The sequence below is a fragment of the Spongiactinospora sp. 9N601 genome (assembly GCF_044326295.1).
In the GTDB taxonomy this organism is placed as follows: domain Bacteria; phylum Actinomycetota; class Actinomycetes; order Streptosporangiales; family Streptosporangiaceae; genus Spongiactinospora; species Spongiactinospora gelatinilytica.
In genome coordinates this window covers 52,911-67,084 of record NZ_JBIRBB010000010.1, presented here as the reverse complement: position 1 = coordinate 67,084, position 14,174 = coordinate 52,911, and the positions used below count along the sequence as shown (strand labels likewise).

14 protein-coding genes and 1 pseudogene are annotated in these 14,174 nt (G+C 71.6%); 8 read left to right on the top strand and 7 right to left on the bottom strand.

Annotated elements, in window-relative coordinates; all coding sequences use genetic code 11:
- Nucleotides 1-75 precede the first annotated feature (75 nt).
- The 3 genes from ACH34R_RS24300 to ACH34R_RS24290 all read left to right on the top strand — a co-directional run bounded on the left by ACH34R_RS24300 (nt 76) and on the right by ACH34R_RS24290 (nt 2,382).
- Nucleotides 76-996 (top strand): acyltransferase domain-containing protein, encoded by a 921-nt coding sequence (locus ACH34R_RS24300; RefSeq protein WP_397563814.1) that lies wholly within the window; start codon nt 76-78, stop codon nt 994-996.
- A gap of 29 nt (nt 997-1,025) precedes the next feature.
- Complete coding sequence (locus ACH34R_RS24295; RefSeq protein WP_397563813.1) at nt 1,026-1,955, top strand: HEAT repeat domain-containing protein; 930 nt, start codon at nt 1,026-1,028, stop codon at nt 1,953-1,955.
- 70 nt (nt 1,956-2,025) lie between these two features.
- Nucleotides 2,026-2,382, top strand: a complete 357-nt coding sequence (locus tag ACH34R_RS24290; protein WP_397563812.1) for a Uma2 family endonuclease — start codon at nt 2,026-2,028, stop codon at nt 2,380-2,382.
- A gap of 15 nt (nt 2,383-2,397) precedes the next feature.
- Here the strand turns inward: ACH34R_RS24290 and ACH34R_RS24285 are convergent, their stop codons facing one another.
- On the bottom strand, nt 2,398-2,664 hold the full coding sequence (locus tag ACH34R_RS24285; RefSeq protein WP_397563811.1) for an SHOCT domain-containing protein: 267 nt from the start codon (nt 2,662-2,664) through the stop codon (nt 2,398-2,400).
- Nucleotides 2,665-2,819: 155 nt separating this feature from the next.
- On the opposite strand from ACH34R_RS24285, the gene ACH34R_RS24280 reads away from it, so the two are divergent.
- Complete coding sequence (locus ACH34R_RS24280; RefSeq protein ID WP_397563810.1) at nt 2,820-5,909, top strand: BTAD domain-containing putative transcriptional regulator; 3,090 nt, start codon at nt 2,820-2,822, stop codon at nt 5,907-5,909.
- Between the two features lie 12 nt (nt 5,910-5,921).
- Here the strand turns inward: ACH34R_RS24280 and ACH34R_RS24275 are convergent, their stop codons facing one another.
- From ACH34R_RS24275 to ACH34R_RS24265, 3 genes are all read right to left on the bottom strand, one after another.
- Nucleotides 5,922-6,422, bottom strand: coding sequence for a hypothetical protein (locus ACH34R_RS24275; RefSeq protein ID WP_397563809.1), 501 nt, complete (start codon nt 6,420-6,422; stop codon nt 5,922-5,924).
- A gap of 234 nt (nt 6,423-6,656) precedes the next feature.
- Nucleotides 6,657-7,574: a TIGR03619 family F420-dependent LLM class oxidoreductase gene (locus ACH34R_RS24270; protein ID WP_397563808.1), complete on the bottom strand. Its 918-nt coding sequence runs from the start codon at nt 7,572-7,574 to the stop codon at nt 6,657-6,659.
- Nucleotides 7,575-7,668: 94 nt separating this feature from the next.
- The gene (locus ACH34R_RS24265; protein WP_397563807.1) at nt 7,669-7,923 is read right to left on the bottom strand and encodes a hypothetical protein; all 255 of its coding nucleotides are present in this window, start codon (nt 7,921-7,923) and stop codon (nt 7,669-7,671) included.
- Nucleotides 7,924-8,098: 175 nt separating this feature from the next.
- Between ACH34R_RS24265 and ACH34R_RS24260 the strand changes: the two genes are divergently transcribed.
- Nucleotides 8,099-8,701, top strand: a complete 603-nt coding sequence (locus ACH34R_RS24260) for a class I SAM-dependent methyltransferase (RefSeq protein ID WP_397563806.1) — start codon at nt 8,099-8,101, stop codon at nt 8,699-8,701.
- Between the two features lie 3 nt (nt 8,702-8,704).
- Here the strand turns inward: ACH34R_RS24260 and ACH34R_RS24255 are convergent, their stop codons facing one another.
- Nucleotides 8,705-9,082, bottom strand: coding sequence for a VOC family protein (locus tag ACH34R_RS24255; protein ID WP_397563805.1), 378 nt, complete (start codon nt 9,080-9,082; stop codon nt 8,705-8,707).
- Nucleotides 9,083-9,211: 129 nt separating this feature from the next.
- On the opposite strand from ACH34R_RS24255, the gene ACH34R_RS24250 reads away from it, so the two are divergent.
- Nucleotides 9,212-9,856, top strand: coding sequence for a phosphotransferase (locus ACH34R_RS24250; RefSeq protein WP_397563804.1), 645 nt, complete (start codon nt 9,212-9,214; stop codon nt 9,854-9,856).
- A 269-nt stretch (nt 9,857-10,125) separates the two neighbouring features.
- A complete protein-coding gene (locus tag ACH34R_RS24245; protein ID WP_397563803.1) occupies nt 10,126-12,030 on the top strand; it encodes a glycoside hydrolase family 15 protein in 1,905 nt (634 codons plus the stop codon).
- On the opposite strand, the gene ACH34R_RS24240 is transcribed toward ACH34R_RS24245, so the two are convergent.
- Nucleotides 11,999-12,589 (bottom strand): histidine phosphatase family protein, encoded by a 591-nt coding sequence (locus ACH34R_RS24240; protein ID WP_397563802.1) that lies wholly within the window; start codon nt 12,587-12,589, stop codon nt 11,999-12,001. The genes ACH34R_RS24245 and ACH34R_RS24240 overlap by 32 nt on opposite strands.
- Nucleotides 12,590-12,789: 200 nt before the next feature.
- Between ACH34R_RS24240 and ACH34R_RS24235 the strand changes: the two are divergent.
- Nucleotides 12,790-12,912, top strand: a pseudogene (locus ACH34R_RS24235) (GNAT family N-acetyltransferase); the annotation flags it as partial.
- Here the strand turns inward: ACH34R_RS24235 and ACH34R_RS24230 are convergent.
- On the bottom strand, nt 12,896-14,119 hold the full coding sequence (locus ACH34R_RS24230) for an MFS transporter (RefSeq protein WP_397563801.1): 1,224 nt from the start codon (nt 14,117-14,119) through the stop codon (nt 12,896-12,898). The pseudogene ACH34R_RS24235 and the gene ACH34R_RS24230 sit on opposite strands and share 17 nt — an antisense overlap.
- Nucleotides 14,120-14,174 lie beyond the last annotated feature (55 nt).

Sequence of the window (14,174 nt, the reverse complement as noted above, 5' to 3'; positions counted from 1 at the left end):
GCCCGGCCTGGCCCCTTGATCATCCGTGCCGGCAGTTCTTGAAGGGGTGTCCGGGGTGGCGTACGGTTGGGCGCCGTGGCCACTTCCGGGACGGGCGGGTTACCGACGGCGGACGAGTTACCCGAGGTGCTGCTGGACCTCGGGGTGCCGCACGAGGACATCAACGAGCTGGTCGCGCTGCGGGGCGTACTCCTGAAGGACCCGGCCGCGCTGCGGTCGCTGGAGGAGCGCCTGCCGGCCCTGGCCGATGGGATCGGGGCGCTGGACGAGCCGTTCCAGCTACCGGAGCCGCCACGAGAGCCCGAAGCACTCGGCCGCTTCTTCCACCTCTTCGTGTACCTCGCCGCCCTGCCGTACGTCCTGGACTACCACCAGCGGCACGGCATCCCCCGCGACATCTCCCGCCGGACGCTCGCCGACCTCGGCCGCAGCGTCGCGGCCCACCGCCGCTGGAAGGGCACCGGCGGCCTGCGCTACCCACGCTGGCTCAGGTTCCACTTCCGGGGAGAGCTGTACCAGCTCGGCCGGTTGCAGTTCCAGCGGGCCCGGCTCGGCACCCGCACCGGCGACGGCATGGCCGCCGCCGGTCTCCCCTACGCCCCGGGCGATCCCTGCCTGGCGATCCACATCCCCGACTGCTACGGCCCGCTGACCCCGGAGGCATGCGACCACTCCATGGCCCTGGCCCGCGCGTTCTTCCCCCGCCATTTCCCCGACGAGCGGTACCGGATCGCCGTACTCCACTCCTGGGTCCTGGACCGGCAACTCGCCCGATATCTCCCGCCCGACGCCAACCTGATCCGGTTCCAGGAGCGCTTTCGCACCGCTTATGAGTCCGCCGAGCCCGCCGACGGCGACCCCCTCGCCTTCGTCTTCGGCAGCGCCGACCGCCCCCTCGACACCCTCCCCCGCCACACCACCCTCCAGCGCGCCCTCACCGACCACCTCCGCTCCGGCGGCCACTGGTACATCGGCCACGGCTGGCTCCCCCTGTGACCCCGGACACACACCGCGCTGTCCGGGCGTTGCGGTCGCCCCAGAAGGAAGTACGCGAGCGGGCACGCGAGGATCTGTACAGCGCCATCCTCCACCAGGGGTCACGCTGCCCGGCGAGCGCCGATGCCGTGCCGTACCTGGTACCGCTGGCCATCGACCGGGCCACGCCCGAGCGCCACGAGATCTTGACCATGCTGGCGGAGCTGGCCGTGAGCCTGGACCCTGATCTCGCCCGGCGGGACACGCCCCCCGATGACGATCCCGCATACGACGCGGTACGGGAGGCGGTCCCGGTACTGCTGCCGCTCACCACGGACCGCGACCCGCTGGTCCGCGCCCACGCGGCCCACGTACTCGGCTGGTTCCCCGCCGACTCGGCGGCCATCGCCCCGGCGCTGCGCGGGCTGATCGCGCGGGATCGCGACCCGGGGGTCGTGGCGACCGCGTTGCTGGCGCTTTCCCTGCTGCCGCCCACCGGCGAGTCGATCGAGCTGGCCACCCGGCACTTCGAGGCCGGGCGGACCCGCGATGTGGCGGCACTCGCCCTGGTCGCCCTGCGCGGCCCCCAGGCTCCGCGGCCAGCGCGGATCAGAGTGCTGGAGTTGCGCGACGCTCGTACGCGGGCACCGGTCCCCTATCGCAACGGCGACCTCGCCGCACTGGCCATTGAGATCAGCGAGCGCATCGCCGACGACCTCGCCGATCACAAGGTGACCGCGCTCGTGGACCGGCTGAGGAAGGCCGCTCCCACCGAGACCTTCTGGATCGTCTCGGATCTGCTGGAAGCCGCCTTCGCCACCGACCCGGCCCCCGCCCGGCGGCACACCGCACTCAGCGCCATCGCCGCGCTCGATCCCGCCGCCTGGCGGCGCGGCGATCTCCCCGACATCCTGCGCGCCTGGGACCTCCCCACCGACCGCGCCGCTCTGGCACGCGTGACCGTGGTACGTTCGCCCTGATCAATGCCCCTTCCACGAACCCGGAGAGCCACATGGCGACCCCATCGTGGTACGAGGCCTCCCGGAAGTCATGGGCGAGGCCGATTACAACGCGCTCTCCGAAGAGGTCGCGAGGACCATCGAGGTAGTGCACGGGCACGTCATCAAATGTGAGTCACCGGAACCGGGCCACAACCGGATCGCCCGTCGCCTCGCCACGCACCTGGAAAACGCGCGTCCGCCCGGCGGGCGGTGCCTCAGCGTGGAGACCGATATCGATGTAGTGCTCTGGCGGGTTCCCAAGTTCACTTTCCGGCGGCCGGATGTGGTCGTCCACCTCGACGCCGTGGCGATGGAGTATCGGCAGCACCGGATCCATCGCACCGTGCTCGAACTGGAACTCCCGATCATGGTCTCCATTCCGCTCGCCGCGCTGACCGCTCCCTGACCGCTCCCTGACCGGTCATGCGGAGCCGGTTTTCAGGACCGACACCCGCTGAAGGTATTCGTCGTCGGTCATTTCGCCGCGGGCGAAGCGTTCGGCGAGGATGCGTTCTGCGGAGTCGGTCGGGCCGGTCGGGGCGGTGGGGGTGGTGGCGAAGGGGGGTTTCCAGCCCTTTTTGCGGGCCCTGATGAACAGGGTGATGGCGGCGGCCCAGAAGAGCAGCCAGAAGAGCGGGATGATCGGCCAGAAGCCGCCGCCCCAGTGCGTCACGGCCAGGGTGTTCATGAGATGTCTCCTTTCGACACCTCAACGGTCCGGCATCGGCGGCGCGGAGGCATCCGACGGTGGCCTTGTTCGCAGGTACGACAGGTGGTGTGCGGGGCGGTGGCCTGCCGTACTCCCGGTGACGTACGCTCCCCGGCCCGCCTAAGGTCGGTCGTATGCGTTTTGGGGTACTAGGTCCGCTCACCGTATGGACCGACGCCGGAGAGGTCGTCTCGATTCCCGGTACCAAGGTGCGGGCTTTGCTGGCCGATCTGCTCGCGCACGAGGGCCGGGTGGTGTCGGCCGATCGGCTCGTCGCGGACCTGTGGGGGGACGACGTGCCGGGCAATCCGGTGGCGGCGTTGCAGGTGCGCGTGTCGCAGTTGCGGCGGGCGCTGGAGGAGGCCGAGCCTGGGGGCAAGCTGCTGGTCGTCTCACGCGCGCCCGGCTACCAGTTGCGGGTGGAGCCGGACGCGGTGGACGCCGTCCGGTTCGCCAGGCTGGTGGCGGAGCGGCGGCTGCCCGAGGCGCTGGACCTGTGGCGGGGTTCGGCGTACGCCGACTTCGCCGACCACGAGTTCGCCCGGCCGGCGATCACCAGGCTGGAGGAGGCGCGGCTGGCGGCGGTGGAGGAGCTGTCGGAGGTACGGCTGGCCACGGGCGAGCCGGTGGACGTGGCCGAGCTGACCTACGCCCACCCGCTGCGCGAACGCCTGCGCGCCGTCCACATGAAGGCCCTCTACCGGGCCGGACGGCAGAGCGAGGCCCTGGCCGCGTACGGCGAGCTGCGCGAACGGCTGGCCGGCGAACTCGGCCTGGACCCCTCCCCCGAACTCGCCGACCTGCACGGCCGGATCCTGCGGCAGGACCCCGCGCTGAGCGGCCCGGCCCGGCGCCGGCCGACCAACCTGCCCGCCCCGGTCAACGACCTGATCGGCCGGGAGACGGCCGTCGCCGAGATCACCGCGCTGCTGGACACGGCCCGGCTGGTCACGCTGACCGGTTCCGGCGGGGTCGGGAAAACGCGTCTGGCGCTGGAGACGGCCGCCGGGCCGGCCGGCCGCTACGCCGACGGGGTCTGGCTGGTCGAGCTGGCCGCGCACGAAAAGGACGACACCGACTCGCTGGCCGAGGCCGTGCTCGCCGCGCTCGACGTCAGGGACGGCGCGGGCCCCGGCAGCGCCCTGGAACGGCTGGTGGACGCGCTGCGCGCCCGGCGGATGCTGCTGGTGCTCGACAACTGCGAGCACGTCGTCGAGCGGGCCGCCCGGCTCGCCGACGAGCTGCTGCGGGCCGCCCCCGGCCTGCGCGTCCTGGCGACCAGCAGGGAGCCGTTGTGCGTGTCCGGCGAGGCCCTGTACGCCGTGCCGCCGCTCGACCTGCCCCAAGACGGTGACCTTCGCGCCGTGGCCGAGTCGCACGCGGTGCGGCTCTTCCTGGCGCGGGCCGCCGCCTCGGCGCGCGGGTTCGCGCTGGACGAGACCAACGCGGCGGCCGTGGCGCAGCTCTGCCGCCGCCTGGACGGCCTGCCGCTCGCCCTGGAACTGGCCGCCACCCGGGTGCGGGCACTCGGCGTCGATGAGCTGGTGGCCCGGCTGGACGACCGTTTCCGGGTGCTGTCCGGCTGGCAGCGCGGCGGACCGGCGCGGCAGCAGACGCTTTCGGCGACGATCGACTGGAGCTGGACGCTGCTCAGCGACGCCGAGCGGGTGGTGCTGCGCCGCCTTTCGATCTACTCCGACGGCTGCACGCTCCAGGCCGCCGAGGAGGTGTGCGGCGGCGACGGGCTGGACGTGCTGGAGCTGATCGCGCGGCTCGTGGACCGGTCGCTGGTGACGGTCGTGGACGGGCCCGCCGGGACGCGCTACCGGCTGCTGGAGTCGGTGGCCGCCTACTGCCGGCGCAGGCTGGACGACGCGGGCGAGACCGAGCGGGTACGGCGGGCGCACGTCGAGTGCTACGCGGCGCTGGCCGTACGGGCGGAGGCGCGGCTGCGCGGGCCCGAGCAGGCGCTGTGGCTGCGCCGCCTGGACGCCGAGGCCGCCAACCTGCGCGCCGCGCTCGACGCCGCCCCCGCCGGTGCGGCGTTGCGGCTGGTCAACGCGCTGGCCTGGTACTGGTTCCTGCGCGGCAGGCTGCGTGAGGCGCGGCGGGCGCTGGAGGTCGCGCTGCGCGCACCCGGTGAGGCGCCGGAGGCGGACCGGGCCAGGGCGCGGGCCTGGCGGGCCGGGTTCGCGCTGCTGCTCGGCCAGGACGCCGACTGGGCCGACTGGAAGGACACCCTCGCGATGGACGATCCGGGCGACCGCGCCCGGGCCGAGTGGTTCTTCGCGTGGAGCATGCCCGACCTGCCATCCGCCCGGGCCCTCGCCGACAGCGCCCTGCTGACGTTCCGCGAGCTGGGCGACCATTGGGGGGTCGCGGTGACGCTGAGCGTGCTGGCCCGCGACGCCTACACCCGGCGCGACTTCCCGGCCCTCGAACGGACCGGGACGGAGAGCGAGCGGCTGTTCCGCGAGCTGGGCGACCGCTGGGGGCTGCTCCAGGCGACCGAGTGGCTGGGCGGGCTGGCCGAGGTTCGGGGGGAGTACGAGCGGGCGGGCCGGATGTTCACCGAGGGCCTGCACATCGCCGAGGAGCTGGGGCTGTGGCCGGAGGCGGCGGGCCGGCTGTCGTGGCTCGGCTGGATCGCGCTGAGCCAGGGCGAGTACGGCAGGGCCATGGAGACCTGCGAGCGGTCGCTGCGGCTGGCCCTCGGGCAGGGGCACCGGCAGGGTGAGATCTTCGCGCGGATGGGGCTCGGGTTCGCCGCCCGCAAGGCCGGCCGGCCGGACCTCGCCGAGGAGCACCTGAACGCGATGCTGGAAGGCGTACCGCGGGACCCGGAGCTGGAACCGGCCCTGCACCTGCCGACGGTGCTGGTCGAGCTGGGGTTCGTCCGGCATGGGCGGGGGGAGACGGGGGCGGCCAGGGAGCTGTTCCTGGAGGCGTTCGCCGCGGCCAGGAAGATCGGCGACCCGCTGAGCACGGCGTGGGCCGTCGAGGGCCTGGCGGCGACCGTCCCGGCCGAGGAGGCGGCCCGGCTGCTGGGGCTCGCCGCAGCCGCCCGTACCGCGGCGGGCGTACCGATCACCCGGCAAGAACGGGACGACATCGAGCGCATCGCCGAGCAGGCCGAACGCGCGCTGGGCGCGGAGTCGTTCGCCGCCGCCCACGCGCTCGGCGGCGGGCAGGGGTTCGACGACGTGCTGTCCGGCGATGTGTAGTGAGCTTCGCGGTCAGGCCCCGGGGGTCGGCCCGCCGCGGACCATGGCGAGCCGGCCTGCCAGGATGCGGTTCTCCGCGAGGCGCGGGTAGGCGGCCATCAGGCCGTCGGCGTGCCGGGTCAGCGAGTCGCGGGCCAGGTTCAGCAGGTCGCCGTACGGCACGACGGCGATCCCCCGCGCGTAGGAACTGGACACCAGCACCCGGCCGTCGTCGAAACGCAGGCTGAGCCATTCGTCGTCTTCGAGGAAGTCCATGGACATGCGACCGGCCGCCGGGAGGCCGGAAAGCCGCCAGGCGAAGCCGATCGCGAAGCTCAGCGTCGCCACCCAGCCGAACCTGGTGCGGAAATTCACGCCGTCGAGCCGCAGATCCACATCACCGACGAAGCAGGAGAAGAAGAGCTGGTATCCGGGCGCGGTGGCGAGGTCGAGTTCGTCTTCCCGTTTGCGGTGCTCAGGGTCGTCGCGAACGCTGAAATTCAGCGCGAGTTCGGCAGGCTTGTCGTGTGGCATGTGAATGTGGCGGGGGGTCGGGTGGCGAATGGGCGATGAAGAGCGCGACGAACCGCGAAAGGGCCGGAAGAGGCCACGGCTTTCGGCACGGGATTCGCCGGCCGCGCCCCGCGCCCGCGCGCGGGGTCGCCACGGCGGGACAGGCTTCCGAGCAGCCCTCCGGTCCTTGTCGGAGAACACGCAGAAGTCACCACAGTATCACTTGGCGACTTTTTCATCGCGGTTCTCCGCGTTTTATCGGCGCACTTCTCCGCGGTCGAGGTCGAGAATGGCGCCGGCCACCGTGCGCAGCATCCGCCGGTCCTCCTCGGGCGGGCGCATCTCCGCGGGAGTGCCCTGGTAGGTGTCGAACAGGACGTGTCCCGCGCCGAGGTCGGCGAGCGCCAGCAGGTCGCCGTGGATCTGGCCGAGGGTGCCCTGCCCGGCCAGGCGTTCGTCCTCGGGCAGCGGCGAGCCGGTGACCCGCAGCGGCAGGCGCGGGGCGAAGGCCGGGACGGGACGGCCGGCCTCCACGGCCATCGCCCGCAGGGCGGGGAGCTTTTCGTGGATCTGGGCCGGGCGGAGGTTCAGCGGGTGCCAGGCGTCGCCGAACCGCACGGTACGGCGCAACGCCGCTCCGCTGGACCCGCCGACCCAGATCGGCGGCCGGCGCCGGCCCGCCGCGGCCGAGCCCACCGACACCTCCTCGAAGGCGACGTGCTCGCCCGTGAAGGACACCACGTCCTCGGTCCAGCAGCGCCTGATCACCTCCAGGTACTCGTCGGTGATCGCCCCGCGCCGCTCGAACGGCACCCCGAGCGCCGCGTACTCCCGCCTGGCCCAGCTCACCCCGATCCCGAAGATCAGCCGCCCGCCGCTGTACTCGTCGATGTCGGCCGCCATCCGCGCGACCTCCAGCGGATGCCGGAAGGGCAGCACCACGACCGTCGTGCCGAGGGCGATCCGCGACGTGCGCCCGGCCAGCCACGCGAGCGCGGTGAACGGATCGTAGAACGGGGCCGGGTACTGCTTCGCCACGTCCGGGGTCACCGCCAGGTGATCGGAGATCATCGCGAAGTGGAACCCCTCGTCCTCGGCGAACCGTGCCCAGCCGAGCAGCGTGCCGGCATCGGTGCCGGGGCCGAAGTTGAGGATGTTGACGCCGAATTTCATTTACTCTCCGGTGATCGCTCGTCGCCTGACGGGGCGTGCGGGGCGGCGGGCACGGTGGCGTGCCGTAACGGGGGCTACGAGCGGCGGCGGAGCGTCAGAGGGTGTGGACGAAGCGGGTGGCGTCGTCGTGGGACATGCCGGTCTCGCCCCTGACGAGCATGATCGCGCGGTCGGCGTGCCCGGAGGACTTCAGCGCGCGCGCCCGCGCCGCGAGATCGGCCTCGCGCGGGGGCGGCCTGCGACCGCCGGCGAGCCGCACCGCGAGCAGGATCAAGCCGATCGTCAACGCCGCGATGAATCCGAAGACGACCATGATGATCATTAATTCGATCGGGCCCAGATTCGGCACAACTCGATGATACGTCGCACCGCCCGCGAAAGAGCACGCCAATCGCCGCCCGGAGTTTCGTACCGCCCCGCAAACCCTTAATGCTGAATATGGAAAAACACTCCAAAGTCCCCAAATGCGGCTTCATTCCCCCACCCCGGGACCACCGCACACCCGGTGATACCCTCCCACACCCATGGGGTTCGACCACAACGACCACTACCATCCCTTGCTCCTCCGCAGCCTCCCCCGCGACGCGCGGACGGCCCTCGACGTGGGGTGCGGCACCGGCCGCTTCGCCCGCAGGCTCGCCGCGCGCGGCCTGGAGGTGGACGCGCTCGACCCCGCCCCCGAGGTGATCGAGGACGCCGAGCGGGTCTCGCCCTCCGCCGCGGTCCGCTACCAGGTCGCGGACATCACCGAGATCGCGCTCCCCGCCGCCCGCTACGACTACATCTCCTGCCTGGCCAGCCTGCACCACATGCCGTTCGAGACGGTCACCCGGCTGCGCGCCGCGCTCGCCCCCGGCGGCGTACTGGCCGTCCTCGGCTGCTACGCCGAACGCACCCCCGCCGACTACGCCGTCAGCCTGGCCGCCGTACCGATCAACGCGGTGGCCCGCCTCGCCACCGCCGTGGTACGCGGTCCGGGCGGCACCGCGGTGCGCGCGCCGGTGAAGGGGCCCGCGATGAGCCTGCCCGAGATCAGGCGGGCCGCCGCCCGGCTGCTCCCCGGCGCGTCCGTCCGCCGCCTGCTCTTCTGGCGCTACCTCCTGCTGTACCGCGCCGGCACGCCTTGACGCTCAGGTGGCCTCGGGCTCGGCCACCGGGGTGGAGACGTCGATGATGAGCCCGTTGGGGTCGGCGAGCAGGCAGCTTCGCTGCCCGTAGAACAGGTCGCGCGGCGGGGCGACCACCGGGACGCCCTTGATGATGGCGCTCTTGTAGACGGTGTCCACATCGTCCACCACGATCGTGAGGATCACGCCCATCGGAGGGCTACGTACCTCCACCGGCACCAACTCGTGGTCACGCCGCCAGATGCCGATCTCCCGCTTGGGCTCGCCGGGCGCGGAGAGGTTGATGAACCAGTCCGATTCGTAGTTCACCGCGAATCCCAGCAGCCCGACATAGAAGTCGCGGGTCTCGGCGAGCTGATCGGACACGATGTTGGGCAGCACTCGATCAATCATGCGGCCCCACTACCCGGCATCGCCCGCCGCACCCTTCGAGCCCCGCCCAAGTATGGGTAGATTCACACACTAGCGATACACGCTCGCGCTTCGCGCACTCGGCCCTACTCTGGTGTGATGACGGCACCTATCGCCTCCGGCCGTACCGCCGACATATACGCCATCGGCGGCGGACGGGTGCTGCGCCGCTATCGGCAAGGCGGTGACGTCGCCCGGGAAGCGCAGATCATGGCCTATGTGCGGGACGGTGGATATCCCGTACCGGAGGTCTTCTCCGCACACGGCGACGAAATGGTCATGGCCCGGGTCGACGGCCCGACGATGACCGACGCATTGCTCGCGGGCGAGCTGCCGCCCCAGGAGGGCGGCGGGACGCCAGCCGGTCTACACAACCTGCTGCACCGGCTGCCCGCACCCGGCGGCGACGAGGCCGTCGTCCACCTCGACCTCCACCCGGGCAACGTGATCCTGGGCGAGGACGGCCCGGTGGTGATCGACTGGCGCGACGCCGGGGAGGGGCCCGCTGACCTCGACCTCGCGATGTCCGCGCTGATCCTCGGCATGGTGGCGGTCACCGGACCGGCGGAGATCGCCCATCAGGCGACCGCCGTCCTCGACGGGTTCCTGCCGGCGGCCGAGGGCGACCCGGCGAGGCTGCTCGACCGGGCCGTGGCGATGCGGGCCGTCAACCCCAGGCTCACCGAGCACGAGATCGCCGGCCTGGACGACGCGGCCGGCCTCGTACGACGGCGAACCGGTTGAACCACAGAAAGCGCAATAAGCAGAAGTACCAAACGAACCATGTGAATCAGATCAATCAGTTCAATTATTCGAATCAGTCGAACCGTGAGGCGGCAGCCATGACCGAACCCTTTTCGGCGAGATGGCCCGGACGCTGTTCCGATGACGCGGCGCAGGGGTCACTCCGGGGTGAATATCGGGTCGACACGGGCGTATGGGCACGATGGAATCAATCACCTCAAGCGGATCGCATCGGACCGCTGCACCAGCACGATTGGAGTAATCCAGGCATGGACGGCATCAGCGGATCTTCTGCATTTCCGCCGATCGGTGACTACGGTTTCCTGTCCGACTGCGAGGTTACGGCCCTCGTAGCGCCGAGTGGGAACATCGAGTGGCTATGCCTGCCGCGCCTGGATGCGCCCAGCGTGTTCGGAGCAGTGCTGGATAGGGGGGCGGGCGGCTTCCGGCTCGGCCCCGCCGACATCCGGGTGCCCGCGGCCCGCCGATACATTCCCGGCACCATGGTGCTGGAGACCAGTTGGGGTACCGCCACCGGCTGGATCATCGTCCGTGATGTACTGCTCATGGGCCCCTGGCACCATGAGGATGAGCTTTCGCGCACTCACCGAAGAGCGCCCACCGACTATGACGCCGAGCACGTGCTGCTGCGCACGGTGCGCTGCGTGAGCGGCGAGGTGCAGGTCACGCTGGACTGCGAGCCGGTGTTCGACTACGGCAGGCAGGCCGCTACCTGGTCCTACACCGACCGCGGCTACCACCAGGGCGTGGCCCGTGCCGAGGACGTCGGCCTTGAGCTGAAGCTGACCACCGACATGCGGCTCGGCTTCGAGGCGGGCAAGGCCATGGCCCGCACGCTGCTCAAAGAGGGCGAGACCCGCTACGTCGCGCTGTCGTGGACCGAGCACGAGCCGCCGCACGACTTCCGTGAGGCGTACGAACGACTGGTGTGGACCGCCCACCACTGGCAGCACTGGCTGGCCAGGGGCGACTTCCCCGACCACCCGTGGCGGAGCTTCCTGGAGCGCAGCGCGCTCACGCTGAAGGGCCTGACGTTCGCGCCGACCGGCGCGCTGGTGGCGGCGGCCACCACGTCGCTGCCGGAGACCCCGGGCGGGCAGCGCAACTGGGACTACCGCTTCAGTTGGATCCGCGACTCCACGTTCGCCCTGTGGGGCCTTTACACGCTGGGGTTCGACTGGGAGGCCGACGACTTCTTCTGGTTCATCGCGGACGTGGCCGAGCGGGACAAGGACCTGCAGATCATGTACGGCGTGGACGGCGAGCGCGACCTGCACGAGGAGACGCTCGACCACCTGCACGGCTATGAGGGCGCCAAACCGGTCAGGATCGGCAACGGCGCCTACACCCACCGCCAGAACGACGTGTGGGGCGCGATCCTCGACTCCTTCTACATCCACATCAAGTCGCGCGACGGTCTGGACGAGCGGATCTGGCCCATCATCAAGCGCCTGGTGGAGTCGGCCATCACGCACTGGCGGGAGCCGGACCGGGGGATCTGGGAGGTCCGCGGCGAGCCCAAGCACTTCACCTCCTCCAAGGTGATGTGCTGGGTGGCGACCGACCGGGGCGCGCGGCTGGCCCGGCTGCGCGAGGAGCCCGAACTGGCCGACCGGTGGCAGAAGGTCGCCGACGAGATCCACGCGGACGTCTGCACGCGCGGGGTCTCCGCCGAGGGGATCTTCCGCCAGCACTACGACACCGACGCGCTGGACGCCTCGCTGCTGCTCATCCCGCTGGTGCGGTTCCTGCCCCCGGACGACGCCCGGGTGAAGGCGACGGTGCTGGCCATCGCCGACCATCTGACGGTCGATGACCTGGTGCTGCGCTATCTCACCGACGAGACCGACGACGGCATGACCGGCCATGAGGGCAGTTTCACCATCTGCTCGTTCTGGCTGGTCTCGGCGCTGGTGGAGATCGGCGAGCTGGACCGGGCGCGGCGGCTGTGCGAGAAGCTGCTGTCGTTCGCCAGCCCGCTCGGCCTGTACGCCGAGGAGATCAACCCGGTCAACGGCCGCCATCTGGGCAACTTCCCGCAGGCGTTCACCCACCTGGCCCTGATCAACGCGATCATCCACATCATCAGGGCCGAACAGCAGCAACTGGCCGTGCCGTCGATCACGACGAACGGCGGCCAAGGGCGGGTGTGATCCCATCGGGCGGCAGGTAGGGCGCGGGCACGGTGTAGGTCCAGCCCTCCTGCCACCCGAAGGGCGCGTCCACCAGGTCCTCCAGCGCCTCGCCGTGCAGCAGGTGCTGGAGGGCCCACCGGTTGGCCGAGTGGGCGATGACCAGCACCCGCGCGCCGTCCCATGACGCGGCGAGATCGCCCAGGAACGCGGCGGTCTCGGCGGTCACCTGCCGGTAGCTCTGCCCGCCCGGCCACGGCCGGTCGATGTACTCGGCGCGCCTGCCCGCCAGGCGCGCCACGGGCCCGCCGTTCCATTCGCCGTAGTCGCACTCGCGCAGCCGCCGGTCCTGCCGCAGCGGCACCGCCGAGCCGGCGAACGCGATCTGCGCGGTCTGCACGGCACGGCGCAGGTCCGAGCTGAACACCACGTCTATGCCGTCGTCACGGCGCCGCTCGCCCAGCTCGGCGGCGAGCGCCCGGCCACGCGCGGACAGCTCCCCCGGCAGCCATCCCGTCGCGATGCCCGTCTCGTTGTCGGTCGTGATCGAGTGCGTCTCATAGACCAGCGTCACCGCCACAGTCGGCTCCTTTCGCCCGTCCGGTCCCTCCTATGACAACCTGGGGCGGTGCGAACCGTGATGGATCTCGCTGCGGGCGAAAGAACCTATACCCTCAGGCGCGCGGTCGCGGCCGACATCCGGCCGATCGTCGCGCTGCCGGCCGCCGATCAGCTCGGCGCCACCCGCGAGCGCACGGACGGCGTTTCCTGCCCGGCCTGGCCCGTCACAGGGGGTGTGCGCTGGTCCAGCTCACCAGCGACAAGCGCCGCTCGGACGCCCACCGCTTCTACACCCGTCTCGGCTTCACCGCCGGCCACGAGGGCTTCAAGCCGGCACTTTGACCCGCGTCGCGGGCAGGCGGGCGGCGTTGCGGACGACCGGGCCGATGGCCAGGCCGGAGAGCAGGAAGGCCGCGCCGAGGGTCAGCCAGCCCGCCGTGCCCCAGCCGAGCAGCATGGTGGTCAGCAGCAGGGGACCGAGCATCCGGGCGATCTGCGGGGCCATCCCGTAGAAGCCCTGGTACTGCCCGTGCCTGCCGTCGGGGGCGAGCGCGAAGCTCAGTTCCCAGCCGCCCGCGCCCTGCATCATCTCGCCGAACACCTGGATCACCGCGGCGGCGAGCAGTACGGCGATGGCGGCGGCCGTCCCGATGGGCGCGCCGGACAGGGCGTACACCGCGCAGGCGGCGAACATCAGCAGGCCCGCGCGGCGGATCGCGGTGGCGGCGGTAGTCGGGCCGGTCACCGGCCGGGCCAGGCGCACCTGGAACAGCACCACGCTGATCATGTTCACCATGAGCAGCGCGGCGGCCAGCCACGCGGGGGCGTCGGTGCGGTGCACGATCCACAGCGGCAGGCCCAGGCTGAGCAGCGGCATGTTCAGGTACATGACCGCGTTCAGCAGCGTGATCAGGGCGTACGGCCGGTCCCGCAGTACGGCCAGCCGTGGCTCGCCGGCCGCGATCGGCGGCGCGGGCGGCACCTCGGGCAGCCCGCGCAGCACCAGCGTGGCGGCGATGAAGCACACCGCGTCCGCCACGAACACCGCCAGGTAGGCGGCCTCGGTGTCCACCGACAGGGCCAGCCCGCCCAGCCCCGCCCCGACGGCGAGGCCGGCGTTCAGCGTGGACTGCAGGCGGGCGCGCATGGCGGTCCGCTCCTCCGGGTCCACCAGCCCGGCCAGCAGGGCCTGCCTGGCCGAGGTCAGCCCGGCCTGGCAGCACGCGTAGGCGCAGGCCGCGACCAGGAACGCCGGAAATGACCGCACCACCAGGAACGCGCTCAGCGCGGCGGCGGTGAGCAGGGCGAGCAGCAGCGCGGTTCGGCGCGGCCCCCACCGGTCGGCCAGGTGCCCCATTGGCACCCCGGCCAGCATTCCGGTCCCCCACGCGAGCGTGAGGCCCAGCCCGACCTGGGTGGGCGACAGGCCGACGATCCGGGTGAAGAACAGCGCCGAGCAGGCATAGTAGGCGCCATCGCCCAGCGAGTTGACCAGTTGCGCCAGGGCCAGTACGCGGGGCGGCCCGGCAGGGGGCAGGATTCGGTTCATGACCGCCGCTCCTTGTCCGGATGGTGGCACCATTGAACAGCGGGGGGATTGGCCG

What these genes read in the sequence shown, in the direction of transcription:
- ACH34R_RS24275 (WP_397563809.1), bottom strand. Translation starts at nt 6,422, where the DNA reads ATGCCACACGACAAGCCTGCCGAACTCGCGCTGAATTTCAGCGTTCGC.
- ACH34R_RS24230 (WP_397563801.1), bottom strand. Translation starts at nt 14,119, where the DNA reads ATGAACCGAATCCTGCCCCCTGCCGGGCCGCCCCGCGTACTGGCCCTG.
- ACH34R_RS24270 (WP_397563808.1), bottom strand. Translation starts at nt 7,574, where the DNA reads ATGAAATTCGGCGTCAACATCCTCAACTTCGGCCCCGGCACCGATGCC.
- ACH34R_RS24280 (WP_397563810.1), top strand. Translation starts at nt 2,820, where the DNA reads ATGCGTTTTGGGGTACTAGGTCCGCTCACCGTATGGACCGACGCCGGA.
- ACH34R_RS24285 (WP_397563811.1), bottom strand. Translation starts at nt 2,664, where the DNA reads ATGAACACCCTGGCCGTGACGCACTGGGGCGGCGGCTTCTGGCCGATC.
- ACH34R_RS24260 (WP_397563806.1), top strand. Translation starts at nt 8,099, where the DNA reads ATGGGGTTCGACCACAACGACCACTACCATCCCTTGCTCCTCCGCAGC.
- ACH34R_RS24290 (WP_397563812.1), top strand. Translation starts at nt 2,026, where the DNA reads ATGGGCGAGGCCGATTACAACGCGCTCTCCGAAGAGGTCGCGAGGACC.
- ACH34R_RS24245 (WP_397563803.1), top strand. Translation starts at nt 10,126, where the DNA reads ATGGACGGCATCAGCGGATCTTCTGCATTTCCGCCGATCGGTGACTAC.
- ACH34R_RS24250 (WP_397563804.1), top strand. Translation starts at nt 9,212, where the DNA reads ATGACGGCACCTATCGCCTCCGGCCGTACCGCCGACATATACGCCATC.